This is a genomic window from Sphingosinicella microcystinivorans (assembly GCF_027941835.1).
In the GTDB taxonomy this organism is placed as follows: Bacteria; Pseudomonadota; Alphaproteobacteria; order Sphingomonadales; family Sphingomonadaceae; genus Sphingosinicella.
This window is the reverse complement of the sequence record NZ_CP116005.1, coordinates 2,912,799-2,927,464: the sequence shown is the minus strand read 5'-3', so window position 1 is coordinate 2,927,464 and position 14,666 is coordinate 2,912,799. Positions and strand designations below refer to the sequence as shown.

The 14,666-nt window shown below is 66.6% G+C and carries 16 protein-coding genes; 10 read left to right on the top strand and 6 right to left on the bottom strand.

The window, feature by feature from the left end; all coding sequences use genetic code 11:
- Positions 1-5: 5 nt before the first annotated feature.
- From trbK-alt to PE061_RS13955, 6 genes are read left to right on the top strand one after another with little or no spacing between them, the layout of a single operon-like run.
- The gene (trbK-alt, locus tag PE061_RS13980; protein ID WP_271255867.1) at positions 6-398 is read left to right on the top strand and encodes a putative entry exclusion protein TrbK-alt; all 393 of its coding nucleotides are present in this window, start codon (positions 6-8) and stop codon (positions 396-398) included.
- The gene (gene trbL, locus PE061_RS13975; RefSeq protein ID WP_271255866.1) at positions 395-1,741 is read left to right on the top strand and encodes a P-type conjugative transfer protein TrbL; all 1,347 of its coding nucleotides are present in this window, start codon (positions 395-397) and stop codon (positions 1,739-1,741) included. Before trbK-alt ends, trbL begins: the two co-directional genes overlap by 4 nt.
- Positions 1,742-1,748: 7 nt before the next feature.
- Positions 1,749-2,432: a conjugal transfer protein TrbF gene (gene trbF / locus PE061_RS13970; RefSeq protein WP_271255865.1), complete on the top strand. Its 684-nt coding sequence runs from the start codon at positions 1,749-1,751 to the stop codon at positions 2,430-2,432.
- Positions 2,429-3,445 (top strand): P-type conjugative transfer protein TrbG, encoded by a 1,017-nt coding sequence (gene trbG, locus PE061_RS13965; RefSeq protein WP_271255864.1) that lies wholly within the window; start codon positions 2,429-2,431, stop codon positions 3,443-3,445. The genes trbF and trbG overlap by 4 nt, the downstream gene beginning before the upstream one ends.
- A complete protein-coding gene (locus PE061_RS13960; protein ID WP_271255863.1) occupies positions 3,442-4,677 on the top strand; it encodes a TrbI/VirB10 family protein in 1,236 nt (411 codons plus the stop codon). Before trbG ends, PE061_RS13960 begins: the two co-directional genes overlap by 4 nt.
- A complete protein-coding gene (locus PE061_RS13955) occupies positions 4,674-4,895 on the top strand; it encodes a DUF2274 domain-containing protein (RefSeq protein ID WP_271255862.1) in 222 nt (73 codons plus the stop codon). The genes PE061_RS13960 and PE061_RS13955 overlap by 4 nt, the downstream gene beginning before the upstream one ends.
- 16 nt (positions 4,896-4,911) lie before the next feature.
- On the opposite strand, the gene PE061_RS13950 is transcribed toward PE061_RS13955, so the two are convergent.
- From PE061_RS13950 to PE061_RS13925, 6 genes are all read right to left on the bottom strand, one after another.
- Positions 4,912-5,220 carry a hypothetical protein gene (locus PE061_RS13950; protein ID WP_271255861.1) on the bottom strand — a complete coding sequence of 103 codons (309 nt, stop codon included), beginning with the start codon at positions 5,218-5,220 and terminating at the stop codon, positions 4,912-4,914.
- Positions 5,221-5,303: 83 nt separating this feature from the next.
- Positions 5,304-6,281 (bottom strand): LysR family transcriptional regulator, encoded by a 978-nt coding sequence (locus tag PE061_RS13945; RefSeq protein ID WP_271255860.1) that lies wholly within the window; start codon positions 6,279-6,281, stop codon positions 5,304-5,306.
- 55 nt (positions 6,282-6,336) lie between these two features.
- A complete protein-coding gene (locus PE061_RS13940) occupies positions 6,337-6,678 on the bottom strand; it encodes a carboxymuconolactone decarboxylase family protein (RefSeq protein ID WP_271255859.1) in 342 nt (113 codons plus the stop codon).
- Positions 6,679-6,699: 21 nt separating this feature from the next.
- Complete coding sequence (locus tag PE061_RS13935) at positions 6,700-7,965, bottom strand: TolC family outer membrane protein (RefSeq protein ID WP_271255858.1); 1,266 nt, start codon at positions 7,963-7,965, stop codon at positions 6,700-6,702.
- Positions 7,962-8,165 (bottom strand): YgaP family membrane protein, encoded by a 204-nt coding sequence (locus tag PE061_RS13930; RefSeq protein ID WP_271255857.1) that lies wholly within the window; start codon positions 8,163-8,165, stop codon positions 7,962-7,964. Before PE061_RS13930 ends, PE061_RS13935 begins: the two co-directional genes overlap by 4 nt.
- 26 nt (positions 8,166-8,191) lie before the next feature.
- Positions 8,192-9,469: an NAD(P)/FAD-dependent oxidoreductase gene (locus PE061_RS13925; RefSeq protein ID WP_271255856.1), complete on the bottom strand. Its 1,278-nt coding sequence runs from the start codon at positions 9,467-9,469 to the stop codon at positions 8,192-8,194.
- Between the two features lie 82 nt (positions 9,470-9,551).
- Here PE061_RS13925 and PE061_RS13920 point away from each other — a divergent pair, with 82 nt between their 5' ends.
- Genes PE061_RS13920 through PE061_RS13905 form a run of 4 tightly spaced genes read left to right on the top strand, consistent with a single transcriptional unit; the run spans position 9,552 to position 14,489 of the window.
- Positions 9,552-9,890, top strand: a complete 339-nt coding sequence (locus tag PE061_RS13920) for a rhodanese-like domain-containing protein (RefSeq protein WP_271259205.1) — start codon at positions 9,552-9,554, stop codon at positions 9,888-9,890.
- 26 nt (positions 9,891-9,916) lie between these two features.
- Positions 9,917-10,954, top strand: coding sequence for an efflux RND transporter periplasmic adaptor subunit (locus PE061_RS13915; RefSeq protein WP_271255855.1), 1,038 nt, complete (start codon positions 9,917-9,919; stop codon positions 10,952-10,954).
- Positions 10,951-14,169 carry an efflux RND transporter permease subunit gene (locus tag PE061_RS13910; RefSeq protein ID WP_271255854.1) on the top strand — a complete coding sequence of 1,073 codons (3,219 nt, stop codon included), beginning with the start codon at positions 10,951-10,953 and terminating at the stop codon, positions 14,167-14,169. Before PE061_RS13915 ends, PE061_RS13910 begins: the two co-directional genes overlap by 4 nt.
- The gene (locus PE061_RS13905; protein ID WP_271255853.1) at positions 14,166-14,489 is read left to right on the top strand and encodes an ArsR/SmtB family transcription factor; all 324 of its coding nucleotides are present in this window, start codon (positions 14,166-14,168) and stop codon (positions 14,487-14,489) included. The genes PE061_RS13910 and PE061_RS13905 overlap by 4 nt, the downstream gene beginning before the upstream one ends.
- Positions 14,490-14,666: the final 177 nt, after the last annotated feature.

The window sequence follows — 14,666 nt, the reverse complement described above, 5'->3', positions numbered from 1 at the left end:
CGCCCATGTCGCGCAACGCGAAGATCGCCGGTGTCGCGGCGCTCGCCGGGATCATGCTGGCCGTCGCGCTCGCGGGCTTGCGCGAGCCGAACGAGCCGCCGCTCGATTCCATCCTGCCCGCTCTTGAACAGGGAGAGCAGCAGAAGCGGCTGACCCGCGAACTGGAACGCTGCGCCACGCTCACCATGCCGGACTCCGGGTGCGAACAGGCATGGGCCGCGAACCGCCGCCGCTTCTTCGGCAAGGATGCCGATGCGCCCGCGCCCGGCGAGAATGCTTTGCTCCCCGCTCCCTATAATAGCGCGGGCAGTGACGGCGGCCGGGCGAACGCGGCTCTCCGGCCGGAGTTGCCGGGCGAGTTCGTTCCCGCCGATCAGGCCGCGAGCACCGCGCCATGAGCGACACCGGCATTGTCGATACCTTTCTCGACACCTTCAGCACCTACATCGATTCCGGCTTCGGCCTGCTCGGCGGCGAGATCGGCTTCCTCTCCTCGACGCTGATCGCGATCGACGTGACCATCGCCGGGCTGTTCTGGGCCTGGGGCGCCGACGAGGACGTCATCCAGCGACTGATCAAAAAGACGCTCTACATCGGCGCCTTCGCGTTCATCATCGGCAATTTCCAGACGCTGGCGACAATCCTGTTCGAAAGCTTCGCGGGGCTGGGCCTCAAGGCGAGTGGTGACGCGCTCAGCCTCGCGGAGTTCATGAAGCCGAGCAGCATCGCGGCCAAGGGGCTGGATGCGGCGCAACCGCTGATCGATGCGGCCGAGGTTTACAACAGCCTCTGGGCGGTGTTCGCCAATCTCGCGATCATCGTCGTGCTGCTGCTGTCCTATCTGATCGTCATCCTCGCCTTCTTCTTCATGGCCGGGCAGGTCTTTATCACATTGGTGGAATTCAAGCTGGTGACGCTGGCCGGGTTCGTCCTGCTCCCATTCGCCTTCTGGAACCGCACCACGTTCATGGCCGAAAAGGTGCTCGGCCATATCATCTCCAGCGGGATCAAAGTGCTGGTTCTCGCGGTCATCACCGGGATCGGCGTCACGCTGTTCAGCACGTTCACGGCGACGGTCGGCCCCGATCCCACGGCGCGGGAAGTGCTGTCGATCGCGCTCGGCGCGCTGTCGCTGCTCGGCCTTGCGATCTTCGGCCCCGGCATCGCCAACGGCATCGTCTCGGGCGGCCCGCAGCTTGGCCTGGGCGCCGTAGCCGGAACCGCGCTGGCGGCAGGCGGCGCGCTGGTGGGTGGCGCCGCCGCCGCGAAGCTCGGCATGGGGGCGGCCGCCTCGACCATCGGCGCGACCGGCCGGATGGGCGCGGCAGCCGCACGCGGCGGCGCGCGCATGGCTGGCGGCGCGGCGGGCGCCTACAGCGTCGGTTCGTTCGGCAGGAGCGGCGCGGGCGCCGTCGCGGGGGGCATGGCCGTTGTCGGACAGAAGGCCGCCAGTGGCGCCGCGAACGCCGCGCTCTCACCGCTGCGGAAGATAGCCGGAAACGCCGGCGCGTCCATGAAGGACAATTTCCGCACCGGCGCCCGCGCCGGGCTGGGCGCTCCGCCGCAGGCCGCGAGCGCCGCGCCTGCTGCCGCGCAGCCCGTCGCTGCCCAACCCACGGGAACCGCCGGCATGAAGAACCGCCAGTCGGCCGCCCACGGCGCGACCGTCCTCGCCCACACGGTGAAGGCCGGGGACAGCCACGGCGGCGGCAACGGTCCCGACATCAAGGAAAAGGATTGATCCCGCAATGTTCCGACGCCCATCCATTCGTTACGGGCAGACGCCCGAGCCTGTCACCCCTTACCAGCGCGCGGCGCAAGCCTGGGATGACCGGATCGGCTCGGCCCGCGTGCAGGCGAAGAACTGGCGGCTCGCCTTCTTCGGCGCGCTGGCGCTCTCGGGCGGGCTTGCCGCCGGCCTCGTGTGGCAATCGGCGCGCGGCCATATCGTCCCCTGGGTCGTTCAGGTGGACAAGCTGGGTGAGGCGCAGGCGGTCGCCCCGGCCGAAGCGGGCTATCGGCCGACCGATCCGCAGATCGCGTTTCATCTGGCGCGCTTCATCGAGCAGGTCAGGAGCATCCCCGCCGATCCGATCATTGTGCGCCAGAACTGGCTGCGCGCCTACGACTTCACCACCGACAAGGGGGCCATGGCGCTCAATGATTATGCGAGGTCGAACGATCCGTTCGCCCATGTCGGCAAGGTGCAAGTCGCGGTGGACGTGTCGAGCGTAATCCGTGCCTCCGGCGACAGCTTCCGCGTCGCCTGGACCGAGCGGCGTTATCAGGACGGCAGCCTCGCCGAGACGACCCGCTGGTCGGCCATCCTCACCATCGTCGTCCAGACCCCGCGCACGCCCGACGCATTGCGCAAGAACCCGCTCGGCCTGTTCGTCAACGCCATCAACTGGAGCAAGGAGCTGTCGCAATGACACGCACGTCCGCCCGCCATGCCGCCAGCGCGGCCATGCTGCTTTCCGCCGCCGCGCTCGCGGGTTGCACGACGACATCGGCCAAAGTGCCTATCCGCGCCGCACCAGTGGAGATCGCCGCAACGCCAGCGCCCGAACCGCCGCGCCAAATCGAAGTTGTGACGATCCCCGAACCCCTGCCGCTTCCCGGCCAGTTAAAGCCGGTCGCGGCGCGCGCACGGTCGTCCGAACCCGCCGATCCGCGCAGCCGCGTCGGCGCGGCCAATGCCGCCGCCCGCGTCCAGCCCACGCGCGATGGCTATGTGAACGCCATCCAGCAATATCCGTGGACCGAAGGCGCGCTCTATCAGGTCTATGCCGCGCCCGGACAGGTCACCGACATCGCGCTTCAGGAAGGCGAGCAGCTTGTCGGCGCGGGGCCGGTCGCGGCGGGCGATACCGTGCGCTGGATCATCGGCGACACGGTGAGCGGCAACGGCGCCACGTCGCGCGTCCATATCCTGGTCAAGCCAACCCGCCCCGACATCGGCACCAATCTGGTAATCAACACCGATCGGCGCACCTATCATCTGGAACTGCGCGCCACGCCTTCGACTTATATGGCGTCGGTATCGTGGACCTATCCGCAGGATGAGCTGATCGCGTTGCAAGGACGCAATGCGGCGGCGGCTGCCGCCGCGCCGATCGCCACCGGCCTCGACATCGCCGCTCTCAATTTCCGCTACCGTATCGAGGGCGACCGCGTGGCCTGGCGACCGGCCCGCGCGTTCGACGATGGGCGGCAGGTTTATATCGAGTTCGCGGCCGAGATCTCGCAGGGCGAGATGCCGCCGCTGTTCGTGACCGGCGCGCGCGGCGATGCCGAACTGGTCAATTACCGCGTCCAGGGCCGATACATGGTGGTGGACCGGCTGTTCGCCAGCGCGGAACTGCGCCTTGGTGACAAGCGCAGCGAGAAGCGCGTCCGTATCCTGCGTGACGGCGCGGAGACGCGCCGGGAGCGGCGGCCGTGAGCGATCCCGCCGGCACGCCCGCTCCACAGGCGCCGCAGCAGCCCGCGCCGCAGGCTACCCCGCAACCCGCGCCCGCCAATCCCGCTGCCTTTCAGCTTCGCGGGCCGACACCGCGCGTAATGCGCCTCTCGAGGAAGGCGCTCGCAACGCTCGGCGTCGTCGCGGGCCTCGGCATCGGCGGCTCGCTCTGGTTCGCGCTCGCGCCCAAAGGGGAGAGGTCGGGAAAGGAACTCTACGGCACCGAGAGTCGAACGGCCGCCGAGACCATCACCTCGGGGCCAAAGGACTATGGTCAGGTGCCGAAACTCGGCGGGCCGCTCCCCGGCGATCTCGGGCGGCCGATCCTCTCGGCGCAGCAGCGCGGGGAGAACGTGCCTGTCCCGCCGATGGGAGGCGGACAGCCCGATCCCCGCGTCCAGGCCGAAGAAGCCGCGCGCCAGCGCGCCCAACAGGAACGTGACGCTGCCCGCACGGCCAGTCTGTTCCTTGGTGGCGGCGGCACAGGCAGCACGGCTGCATTGCCGATGATCGGCGCCGCGCTGGAACCCACCGCCGCATCGCAGCCCGCCGAGACACCGCAGGGCGATCAGGCCGGGAAGCGGGCCTTCATGGCGCAGGCGTCGAACCAGCGCACGGTGAGCGTGGAACGGCTGACCGCGCCGGCCTCGCCCAACATCGTGCAGGCCGGGAGCATCATCCCCGCCGCGCTCATTACCGGCGTCCGTTCCGATCTTCCCGGCCAAATCACCGCCCAGGTGACTCAGAACGTCTATGACAGCCCTACCGGGCGCATCCTGCTCATTCCGCAGGGCGCCCGGCTGATCGGCGAATATGACAGCGAGGTCGCGGCGGGGCAGACCCGCGTTCTGCTGGCATGGGATCGTCTCATATTGCCGGACGGCCGCTCGATCGTGCTGGAACGCCAGCCCGGCGCCGATGCGGCTGGATATGCTGGCCTACAGGATCGCGTGAATCAGCATTGGGGCAATCTGCTCAAAGCCGCCGCCGTCTCGACGCTGCTCGGCGTCGGGGCCGAGTTGGGCGCGGACAGCGAGGACGACCTCAATCGCGCGCTGCGGCGCGGCTCGCAAGACACCATCAACCAGACCGGCCAGCAGATCGTGCGGCGGCAATTGAATGTGCAGCCGACGCTCACCATCCGGCCAGGGCATCCCTTGCGTGTGGTCATTACTCGCGATCTGATCCTCGAACCCATCGGAGCCGCACGATGACCAAACTGAAGCTGGGGCCGCTCGCCGACGATCGGCCGGTGAAACTTGCCGTTGAGTTACCGGCGGCCGTCCACCGCGACTTGCAAGCCTATGCCGCCGCGCTTGCCGCCGAAACTGGCGACGCGCCAGCCCCGCCCGAGAAGCTGATTGCGCCCATGGTCGCCCGGTTCATGGCGACCGATCGGGCCTTTCGGCGGCATCGCGCGCAAGGGGAATGAAAGCGCCCTCGTGCGGTCAATTGCCAAAGAATTTCTTGTGCCGCGCGCTGCCTTCCGCCTCGGTCACGGCCATCTCGGCGTTGAAGCATTCTTCGCCGCGAACCGAGCCTTCCGCGCATCCCGTGAGAATCTGGCGCGCTTCATCGAGATGCGCCGCGAAATAGGGCTTGCCGCGCGGTTCGGCCGGTGCAGGGGTAACGGGGGCCGGACTCGCCACGATGGCGGCTCGCTCGGCTGGCGCGATCACCGGACGCAAGACGAAGCCTGCGCTGAACCCGATGATGAGCGCGACCAGCACGATGATGGGTGTCTTGCCTTGCGTCATGATGGCTCCTTTCTCCAGTTGGCAACTCAGGCCGGCCCTTGCCGTTGCGATCCGGCTTCTTAACGTCGCATGTCAGCACTCGTTCAGGGAATATCGAAGGCGAGCGAGTAGCGGTCGCGCACGAAGGCGAGGAAACGACGCAACGCCGGATTGCCATTGTCCTTTCGCCAATAGCCCGAATACTCGATGAGCGCCGGTCCCTGTTCTCCGTGAACAGGTCGATAGACGACATCGGGATAGCGCGCGCCGGTCCCGCCCTCGCAGATGACCGTGAGGCCGAGCCCGCTGCCCAGCACGCTCAAAATGCTTTCCCGGCTGGTCTGATGCAGCCTGATATCCGGCTGTATCCCTGACACCGACAGTCGGCCGAGCAGCATATCGCGGATTTCTGGACCGGGGTCGGCGACAGTAAGCAGAAACCGCTCGCGTCGCAGATCGGTCCAGTGCAGCAGGTCGCGATCAGCGAGAGGATGACTGGCTGGCAATGCGATTATCATGCGTTCGCTCCAGAAGGGCTCATGCCTGAATCCGTCGTGGCTGGCATCACCTAGTAGGATCGCGATATCGATCTCGCCGGTATCGAGTCCGGCGAACAGCGCGCCCCGGGCGGCCTCCACGCCATCCAGATCAACATCGGGTTGGGCATCGCGCCACCCCAGCATGGTCGCGCGCAGGTTCCCAGCCGACACCGAATTATAGTGCCCGATCATCAAGCCACCGGCGCGGCCTTGTCCCGCAGCCCGCATCGTCCCGACCATCTTGTCCGCGTTTGCGACCATCGGCCGGGCACTACGAATGAACTGAGCGCCGGCGATAGTAAGGGTGACGCCGGCCCGCGAGCGGTTGAAGATGCTGTCCCCGATCGCGCGTTCCAGCTTGAGGATGGCGCGGCTTAATGTTGATTGCTCCACGTCCAGCGCCCGCGCGGCGCGGTAGAAGCTGCCGTGATCTGCCGCGGCGATGGCATAGCGAAGTTGACGGATGTCGAAGGACATAAATCCCCAGAAGAGCTTGTGGCCGTATTTCTGTTTGATCAGCCACCGGGCCTTGTCGAATCCCACGTTATTTATGTTGAGGTTCTCGCAACCGTGGCGCCGGGGCGTTTTATCGCTTCGCTTAACCGGAGAATTGATCGAAGGCTTCGACAGCCTGCGCGGCATACATGAGGCTGGGACCGGCGCCCATGTAGAGGGCCATGCCCATCGTCTCCATGACCTCGTCGCGCGTCGCGCCCTGCTTGACCGCCGCCTTGGCATGGAAGGCCACGCAGCCGTCGCAGCGGATCGCGACCGAGATGGCGAGCGCGATCAGTTCCTTGGTCTTGGCGTCGAGCGTTCCCGCCTGGGTCGCAGCGGCCGCCATCGCGGAAAAGGCCTTCATCACCTCGGGCGTCCCGAGCCGCACTTCCTTGATGGCGACGTTCAATTCGTCGGCCATTTTCGGCCAGTCCTTGTGCATGTGTCCCTCTCCTGTTGAATCTCAGCGCCCGATGAGGGCGAGCAGCCGGTACGCGGCTACGATGCGATTACTCTGTGCCCTGGCCTCACTGACGGCGGCGGCGGTTGCCTCCCGCTCCGCGTCGAGCAAATCGAGCTGGGGCTTCATGCCGACGCGGACCTCATGGCGCACGCTGTCGCGTGCTTGCGCGGCGGCAAGGGCCTGGCTTGCGGCAGCCGCCTCGACCAGCGCGGCCGAGCGAACACTTGAAAAGGCGCTGATAGTCTGTTCGTCGACGGCGGAGCGCGCCGCGCGCACACGGGCATTGGCGGCTCTTACCGCGCTGTCCGACTCGGTGATCTTCGCTGAGACCCGCCCGCCAGCGAATATCTGCCAGCGGGCGCGCAAACCGACCGTCGCGCCATCGGAACGATAGTCGGGAAAGAACTGATCGCGCACGGTCGCCCCTTCGGCGAACGCGCCGACCGTGGGCAAGCGCTCCGCCCGCGCTCCCCTGGCGCCGGCGCGCGCGGCATCCAGCGCAGCCTCCGCCTGGGCGAGCGCAGGATTGTTGGCCCGCGCGCTGTCGAGTGCTTCGTCCAGCGAACCGGGCACGGCCGGGCTTGCCGGAATAGGCTGGAGGTCCTGCGGAGCAAGGCCGGTCAGGTTGGTGAACCGTGCATCGGCCGAGACAGCGAGGCCGCGAGCGCCTTCAAGAGCGGCCTGCGCTTCGGCGAGGCGGGCGGCCGCCTGCGCGACGTCGGTACTGGGACTTTCCCCCGCTTTGAAGCGGAGCCGGGCCTGACGCTGGATCTCCTCCATCTGGTCGACCATCTGTTCGTAGAGCGCCACCATGCGGTGCGTGGTCAGCACATCGCCATAGGCCTGGACCGTCGCGACCAGGATCTGGCTGCGGGTCATGCTCTCGCCCGCGTGCGCCGCTTCACTCCCGGCGCGTGCCTGCGCGATGCCAGCGCTGACCCTGCCGCCCATGAACAGCGGTTGCTCGATGGTGAGCTGCGCGGCGCGGGGGGTGACGTTCGCCGCCGGAAGGCCGAAGAAGTCCTGCGGATCGAGGCGGCCATAGCCGATCGTCCCGCTCAGCGTCGCGCTGGGGAGGCCCTGGCCCCTGGCTTCCTTGATCCGGGCATCGGCGGCGTCGGCATCGGCGCGCGCGGCTTCGATTTCGGGCGCATGGATCATGGCAGCCGCGATCGCTTCGTCCAGCGTCGTCGCGTGCGCCGGCACGGCGGCGCTCGCGAGGAGGCAGGCCATCAGGGGCAAGGCGATCGGCGCCGATCGCCTCATTTGAAGGCGGTCCCCGGACGGACGCCCAGCGCCTTGAACACTATCGCAGCGGGGCAGAAGCCAGTGAAGCTCGCCTGGATCATGTTGAGACCGGCAAAGGCGGTCAGTGCCAGCCACCAGGGATGCACGGTGAGCGACAGGACGACGCCCAGCAGCACGACACATCCGGCGAACGTCATCACAGCACGATCGAGAGTCATCTTTACACTCCTTCGCTTGAGGACAGTCAGAAACGCAGCTTGCGGATGCCCATGACGTGCATCGCCAGCTTCTCGTAGAAGGGCTCACTTTCGCCCTTGCGGACCTTGCGCAGGAAGTATTTCTCGAAGCCGATCTTGGCCAGGTGGACCCACTTTCCGCTGGACGACCAGTTGACGTTGCGCGGCGGAATCTGGGGCTGGGCGACGAAGGCCACGCCGCCGTCGCCGAAGTCGGCGAGGCAGACCGCGTTCCAGGTCGCTTCGGCGCTCGGCTCCTTGCCGTCGAGGATCGAGGCGAGGTTGGCGGCGATCGCCGTCACCATCGATTCGATCATGAAGCCGGTCTTGGGCACGCCCACCGGCACCGGGGTCGGACCCGTCGGCGGAATGGCGACGCACACGCCCAGCGCGAAAATCTCCGGAAAGGCCGAATTGCGCTGGTGCTTGTCGATGATGATGAAGCCGCGCGGATTGGTGAGGCCTTCGATATTGCTGACCGCCGGAACGCCGCGAAAGGCCGGGAGCATCATCGAGTAGCCGAACGGCAGGTCATGCGTTTTCCTAACCGCGCCGTCCTCACCCACTTCCTCGACGTGCATGAGGCCGGCGTCGACCTTGGCGACGCGGGCGTTGGTGATCCATTTGATATGCCGGTCGCGCAGCTCGCTTTCGAGCAGCGATTTGGTGTCGCCGACTCCGTCGAGACCGAGATGGCCGATATAGGGCTCGGCGGTAACGAAGGTCATCGGCACCCTGTCGCGGATCTTGCGGCGGCGCAGTTCAGTATCGAGGATCAGGGCAAATTCGTAGGCCGGGCCGTAGCAGGACGCACCCTGGACCGCACCGACGACGATCGGGCCGGGGTTTTGCACGAAAGCGTCGAAGGCATCGGCCGCTGCAGCGGCATGAGACGTCTGGCAGACCGAGACGGTATGGCCTTGCGGACCCAGACCCTCGATCTCGTCGAACGCCAGATCGGGGCCAGTGGCGATTACGAGATAATCGTAAGTGATTGATGTGCCGTCATTGAGTTCGAGTCGCTTCTCGCTCGCATGGAGGCGCTTCGCGCCGACCGAGGTGAAACCGATCTTCTTTTTCCCGAACACCGGGGGGAGATGGACCTGGATCGCCTCCGGCTCGCGCCAACGCACGGCGACCCACGGATTTGACGGGATGAAGCTGTAGGTGTCCGTGTCGGAAACGGTCATCACCTCGGCGCGGCCCTTTACGGCGTCCTTGATCTCATAGGAGGCGATGGTGCCTCCCAGTCCCGCACCCAACACCACGATCAACGGCTTGCCCATCTGCGATCCTTCCTGTCTCGATGCCGTTGACGAATATAATCATTACACGTTATATGCAACCTACAAACTGAAAGAGGTTCCCATGTTCGGATTCAAGAAACGCGATGCGCACCGCGAGATCGACCCCGCCGAACTCGACGCCATGCTGAAGAACGGCAAGGCGCTCCTGATCGATGTGCGCGAAGTCGATGAGTTCAGGTCGGGGCATATTCCCGGCGCAATAAACCTGCCGCTGTCGGGCTTTTCGCCTCGTAACATCCCTGATCCCGAGGGCCGGACCGTCGTGCTGCAATGCGCGGGCGGCAAGCGTTCGGGCAAGGCGCTCGACCAATGCGCGGCGGCGCAGAGCGCGATCGACACCCACCTCGCCGGCGGCATCGGCGCATGGAAGGATGCCGGCATGCCGGTTGTCGGCGGCTGAGAGCAGGTCAAGAAGGGGTGAGCAGGATGGGCAAGTGGCTCTGGTTGGCGGGCGCTGCGCTGGCGCTGTCGGGATGCGGAAGTCAGCCGGAGCGCGATTCTGCGGCCGCAACGCTGCCCGCCGGGGATACCCTGCGGCTCGCCCTGACCGAAATCCCCGACATGAAGGCGGTCGGCGCGGAAATCGCCACGCGTGACCAGGCCGAGGTGCTGGCGCGCATTCCCGGCATCCTGACCTCGCTGTCGGTTACCGAGGGCGACATGGTGCAGAAGGGTCAGCGGATCGGCACGATCGTCGACTCGCGGATTGGCTATGAGACCAGCGCCTATGGCGCGCAGGTCGCCGCCGCCCAGGCCGAAGCCGCCCGCGCCAATGCGGACCTCGCTCGCATCCGCGATCTCTACAACAACGGCGTCTATGCGAAGGCACGGCTCGATCAGGCCGTGGCCGGTGCGCGCGCGGCCGACGCGCAGGTTGCCGCCGCCCGTGCCCAGCAGGGGGCGAGCGCCAGCGTCGCGGGGCAAGGCGCGGTGATCGCACCGGCGAGCGGGCGCGTGTTGCGGGCCGACATCCCGGCAGGCGCTCCGGTTGCGCCGGGCATGTCGATCGCCACCGTCACGGCCGGTCCCCCGGTCCTGCGCCTGATGCTGCCGGAATCGGTCGCGGGTCAGGTCCGCCCCGGCGCGCGGGTGACGATCACAAGCGATGATATTTCCGACGGGTCGCGCGTCGGGCAGGTGATGCAGGTCTATCCCGCGATCACCGGAGGCCAGGTTCGCGTCGATGCGACGCTGCCTGGGCTCACCACCCAATTCATCGGTCGCCGCGTGAGCGCATCGGTCGAGATCGGCATGCGCAATGCGCTGGTCGTCCCGCGCTCGTTCGTCATCACGCGCTACGGCATGGATCAGGTTCAGATCGTAAGCGACAGCAAGCGGCTCAGCACGGTGCCGGTCCAGATCGCACCGACAGCCGATCCCGCGAAGGTCGAGATCCTGAGCGGCGTGTCCGCCGGCGACACGCTGTTCGCGACCCGCACGCCCGCCAAGGCCACGGGCCAATGAACCTCGGCATTTCCGGTCGCCTCACCAAGGCCACCATTGCCTCGCCCCTGACGCCGCTGTTCCTGCTCGCTGCGATCGCCGTCGGCCTGCTGGCCCTTTTCGCGATTCCCCGCGAGGAGGAGCCGCAGATCAGCGTGCCGATGGTGGATATTCAGGTCATGGCGCCGGGCCTTTCCGCCGCCGATGCGACCGAGCTGGTCGGCATCCCCCTCGAAACCATCGTCAAGAGCGTCGACGGCGTGGAACACGTCTATACGCAGGCGCAGGACGACGGCGTGATGGTGACAGCGCGCTTCCTCGTCGGGTCGAACCCCGAGGACGCTGCCATCCGTATCGAGGAGAAGTTGCGCGCCAACTGGGACAGGAAGCCGGTCGGCATCCCCGATCCCAAGGTGACGGTGCGCGGGATCAACGATGTGCCGGCTGTGGTCCTTACCCTGACCCCCAACCCCGGAGCGGCGGGCCAGTGGAACGACGCCAGTCTCTACGAGCTGGCCGCGAAATTGCGTACCGAGATCGCCAAGGTCGATAACGTCGGCATCAGCTTCCTCGTGGGCGGGCGCCCCGAGGAAATCCGCATCGCGCCGGACCCGGCGAAGCTGCGCCAATATGGCGTTCCGCTGGGCAGCGTGATCGAGGCGGCGAGCCAGGCCAACCGCAGCTTCCCGCTGGGCAATATCCGCGAGGACGGCAAGACAGTCGGTGTGACGGCGGGCCGCACGCTGTCTTCGGCGCAAGAAGTCGGACTATTGACGGTCCGGTCGGCCACCGGGTCGCCCGTCTATCTTCGCGACGTTGCGAGCGTCACGCAGGGGCCACGCGAGGATCAGGCCCGCGCATGGCGCTGGGCAAAGTCGGACAATGGGGCGGAGAACGGCAAGTGGGATAGCGCCCCCGCCGTCAGCATCGCCTTCGCCAAGCGCGCCGGAGCGAATGCGGTGGTCGTCTCCGACGCCATTCTCGAGCGCGTCGAGAGCCTCAAAGGCAAGCTGATCCTCGATGACGTCACGGTCGCAGTCACGCGCAACTATGGCGAGACGGCGAACGAAAAGGCGAACGAGCTGCTGTTCCACCTCGCGCTGGCGACCGTTTCGATCGTGGTTTTGATCGGCTTTGCGATCGGGTGGCGCGAGGCCGGCGTGACGGCGGTGGTCATCCCGACGACGATCCTGCTGACCATGTTCGCATCGAACCTCATGGGCTACACGATCAACCGGGTCAGTCTGTTCGCGCTGATCTTCTCGATCGGCATCCTGGTGGACGACGCGATCGTCATGATCGAGAATATCGCCCGCCATTGGGCGATGGATGACGAACGGACGCGCACGCAGGCTGCGATCGAGGCCGTGGCCGAAGTCGGCAACCCGACCGTCGTCGCCACGCTCACCGTGGTCGCCGCGCTGCTGCCGATGCTGTTCGTCTCGGGATTGATGGGGCCGTATATGGCGCCGATCCCGGTCAATGCCTCGGCGGCGATGATCTTCTCCTTCTTCGTCGCGGTCGTGATCGCTCCGTGGCTGATGATCCGCTTTGCCCGCAAGACGCTCGAAAAGGGACATGGCCATGACGAAAGCGGCGGCAAGCTCGGCCAGCTCTATGCGCGCGTCGCGCATCGCGTGATCGACACGCGCAAGTCGGCCCGAAACTTCCTGATCGGGGTCGGCGTGGCGACGCTGGTCGCCTGCTCGATGTTCTACTTCAAGGCCGTGACCGTGAAGCTGCTCCCGTTCGACAACAAGTCGGAGGTGCAGGTGGTGGTCGACATGCCGGAAGGCACCGCGCTCGAAGGCACGGGCCGCGTGCTGGAGGATGTTGCCGGCATCGTGCGCGGCTTGCCGGAGGCGAGGGCGATGGAGGCCTATGTCGGCACATCGGCGCCGTTCAACTTCAACGGCCTCGTCCGCCATTATTTCCTGCGCGCGCAGCCCGAGCAGGGCGACGTGATGGTGACGCTGCTGTCCAAGGGCGAGCGCAGCCGGTCCAGCCACGCCGTCGCGCTCGACCTGCGCGAGCGGCTGAAGGCGCTCAAGCTGCCCAATGGCGCGTCGATCAAGGTGGTCGAGACGCCGCCGGGGCCGCCGGTGCTGGCGACGCTGCTCGCCGAAGTCTATGGGCCGGACGCCGCCACGCGCCAGAAAACGGCCATGGAGCTGGAAAAGATCTTCCGGTCCGTCCCGTTCATCGTCGATGTCGATAACAGCTTCGGCGAGGCGCGGCCCAGGCTGCGGCTCGACCTCCAGCGCGACCGGATCGACTATTACGGCCTTTCGCAGCGCGAGGTGGCGGATAGCATCGGGATGCTGATGGGCAGCCAGACCGTTGGCTATGCGCCGCGCGGCGATGGGCGCACGCCGCTTCCGATCACCATCGCGCTCGAGCAGAAGGACCGAAGCTGGACGCAGGCGCTCTCCAGCACCCCCGTCGCGCGCACGCCGGGCGGGCAGCTTATCGACCTGGGCGCCGTGATCGACGCGCGCACCGAGGCAGGCAGTCCGGCGATCTTCCGCCGCGACGGCCGCTATGCCGACATGGTGACGGCCGAGCTTGCCGGCGCCTATGAAGCGCCGATCTACGGCATGCTGGCGGTCAATCGCGCGGTGGACGATTATGATTGGGCGGCGAAGGGCCTCCAGAAGCCGGAGATCCGCCTCAATGGCCAGCCCGAGGATGAGAGCGTGCCGTCGCTGCTCTGGGACGGCGAATGGGAGATCACCTGGGTCACGTTCCGCGACATGGGCGGGGCCTTCATGGTTGCCCTGCTGGGCATCTACATCCTCGTCGTCGCGCAGTTCCGCAGCTTCCGCCTGCCGCTGGTGATCCTGACCCCGGTGCCGCTCACGCTCGTCGGCATCGTCATCGGCCACATGCTGTTTCGCGCGCCGTTCACCGCGACCTCGATGATCGGCTTCATCGCGCTCGCCGGCATCATCGTGCGCAACTCGATCCTGCTGGTCGATTTCATCCGCCACGCAGCCTCGCCGGACAAATCGCTGCGCGACGTGCTGCTGGAGGCCGGCACGATCCGATTCAAGCCGATCGTCCTCACGGCCGCCGCGGCGATGATCGGCGCGGCGGTGATTTTGACCGATCCGATCTTCCAGGGTCTGGCGATCTCGTTGCTGTTCGGCCTTGCGTCCTCGACGCTGCTGACCGTGCTGGTTATTCCTGCCATTTACATTGTGCTCCGAGACGATGGGAAGCCCGTGACCAGATGACCCCTCTCGCTGCCCCCCTTGCCGAACTCGCCAAGCATGCCGCCCATGCCGCGAGCGTGTTGAAGCTGCTTGCCAATGAACAGCGCCTGCTGATCCTTTGTCGGCTGACCCAGGGCGAGTTCTCCGTGAACGCGATGGTGGAACTGTGCGGTCAGTCGCAGTCGAGCGTGTCCCAGCATCTCGGTAAGCTGCGCGAAGGAGGTCTGGTCAAGACCCGGCGCGAGGCCACGACAATCTACTACAGCCTGGCCGACGATGGCGTTCGCCAGTTGATCGACATGTTGTGCGATCGTTTCGGGCCTGCCGGTGGAGGCTCCTGAACCTATGATCGCTCGCGTTTCCTTTCCGCTTCTGGCCGCGTTGTCGCTCGGAGCCTGCGCGTCGGACAAGGCCGCCCCGGATCAGGCCATGATGGCCAAGGAAGCGCAGGCCCGTTCCGAGATCCTGGTCGATCGTTTCCAGAAGGAGTTGCTGAGCGCTCTTAACGCCGCGATGAC

Bases quoted from the DNA above. Each gene is read 5' to 3' on its own strand.
- trbK-alt (WP_271255867.1), top strand. From the start codon at position 6: ATGTCGCGCAACGCGAAGATCGCCGGTGTCGCGGCGCTCGCCGGGATC.
- trbL (WP_271255866.1), top strand. From the start codon at position 395: ATGAGCGACACCGGCATTGTCGATACCTTTCTCGACACCTTCAGCACC.
- trbF (WP_271255865.1), top strand. From the start codon at position 1,749: ATGTTCCGACGCCCATCCATTCGTTACGGGCAGACGCCCGAGCCTGTC.
- trbG (WP_271255864.1), top strand. From the start codon at position 2,429: ATGACACGCACGTCCGCCCGCCATGCCGCCAGCGCGGCCATGCTGCTT.
- PE061_RS13955 (WP_271255862.1), top strand. From the start codon at position 4,674: ATGACCAAACTGAAGCTGGGGCCGCTCGCCGACGATCGGCCGGTGAAA.
- PE061_RS13950 (WP_271255861.1), bottom strand. From the start codon at position 5,220: ATGACGCAAGGCAAGACACCCATCATCGTGCTGGTCGCGCTCATCATC.
- PE061_RS13940 (WP_271255859.1), bottom strand. From the start codon at position 6,678: ATGCACAAGGACTGGCCGAAAATGGCCGACGAATTGAACGTCGCCATC.
- PE061_RS13935 (WP_271255858.1), bottom strand. From the start codon at position 7,965: ATGAGGCGATCGGCGCCGATCGCCTTGCCCCTGATGGCCTGCCTCCTC.
- PE061_RS13930 (WP_271255857.1), bottom strand. From the start codon at position 8,165: ATGACTCTCGATCGTGCTGTGATGACGTTCGCCGGATGTGTCGTGCTG.
- PE061_RS13925 (WP_271255856.1), bottom strand. From the start codon at position 9,469: ATGGGCAAGCCGTTGATCGTGGTGTTGGGTGCGGGACTGGGAGGCACC.
- PE061_RS13920 (WP_271259205.1), top strand. From the start codon at position 9,552: ATGTTCGGATTCAAGAAACGCGATGCGCACCGCGAGATCGACCCCGCC.
- PE061_RS13915 (WP_271255855.1), top strand. From the start codon at position 9,917: ATGGGCAAGTGGCTCTGGTTGGCGGGCGCTGCGCTGGCGCTGTCGGGA.
- PE061_RS13910 (WP_271255854.1), top strand. From the start codon at position 10,951: ATGAACCTCGGCATTTCCGGTCGCCTCACCAAGGCCACCATTGCCTCG.
- PE061_RS13905 (WP_271255853.1), top strand. From the start codon at position 14,166: ATGACCCCTCTCGCTGCCCCCCTTGCCGAACTCGCCAAGCATGCCGCC.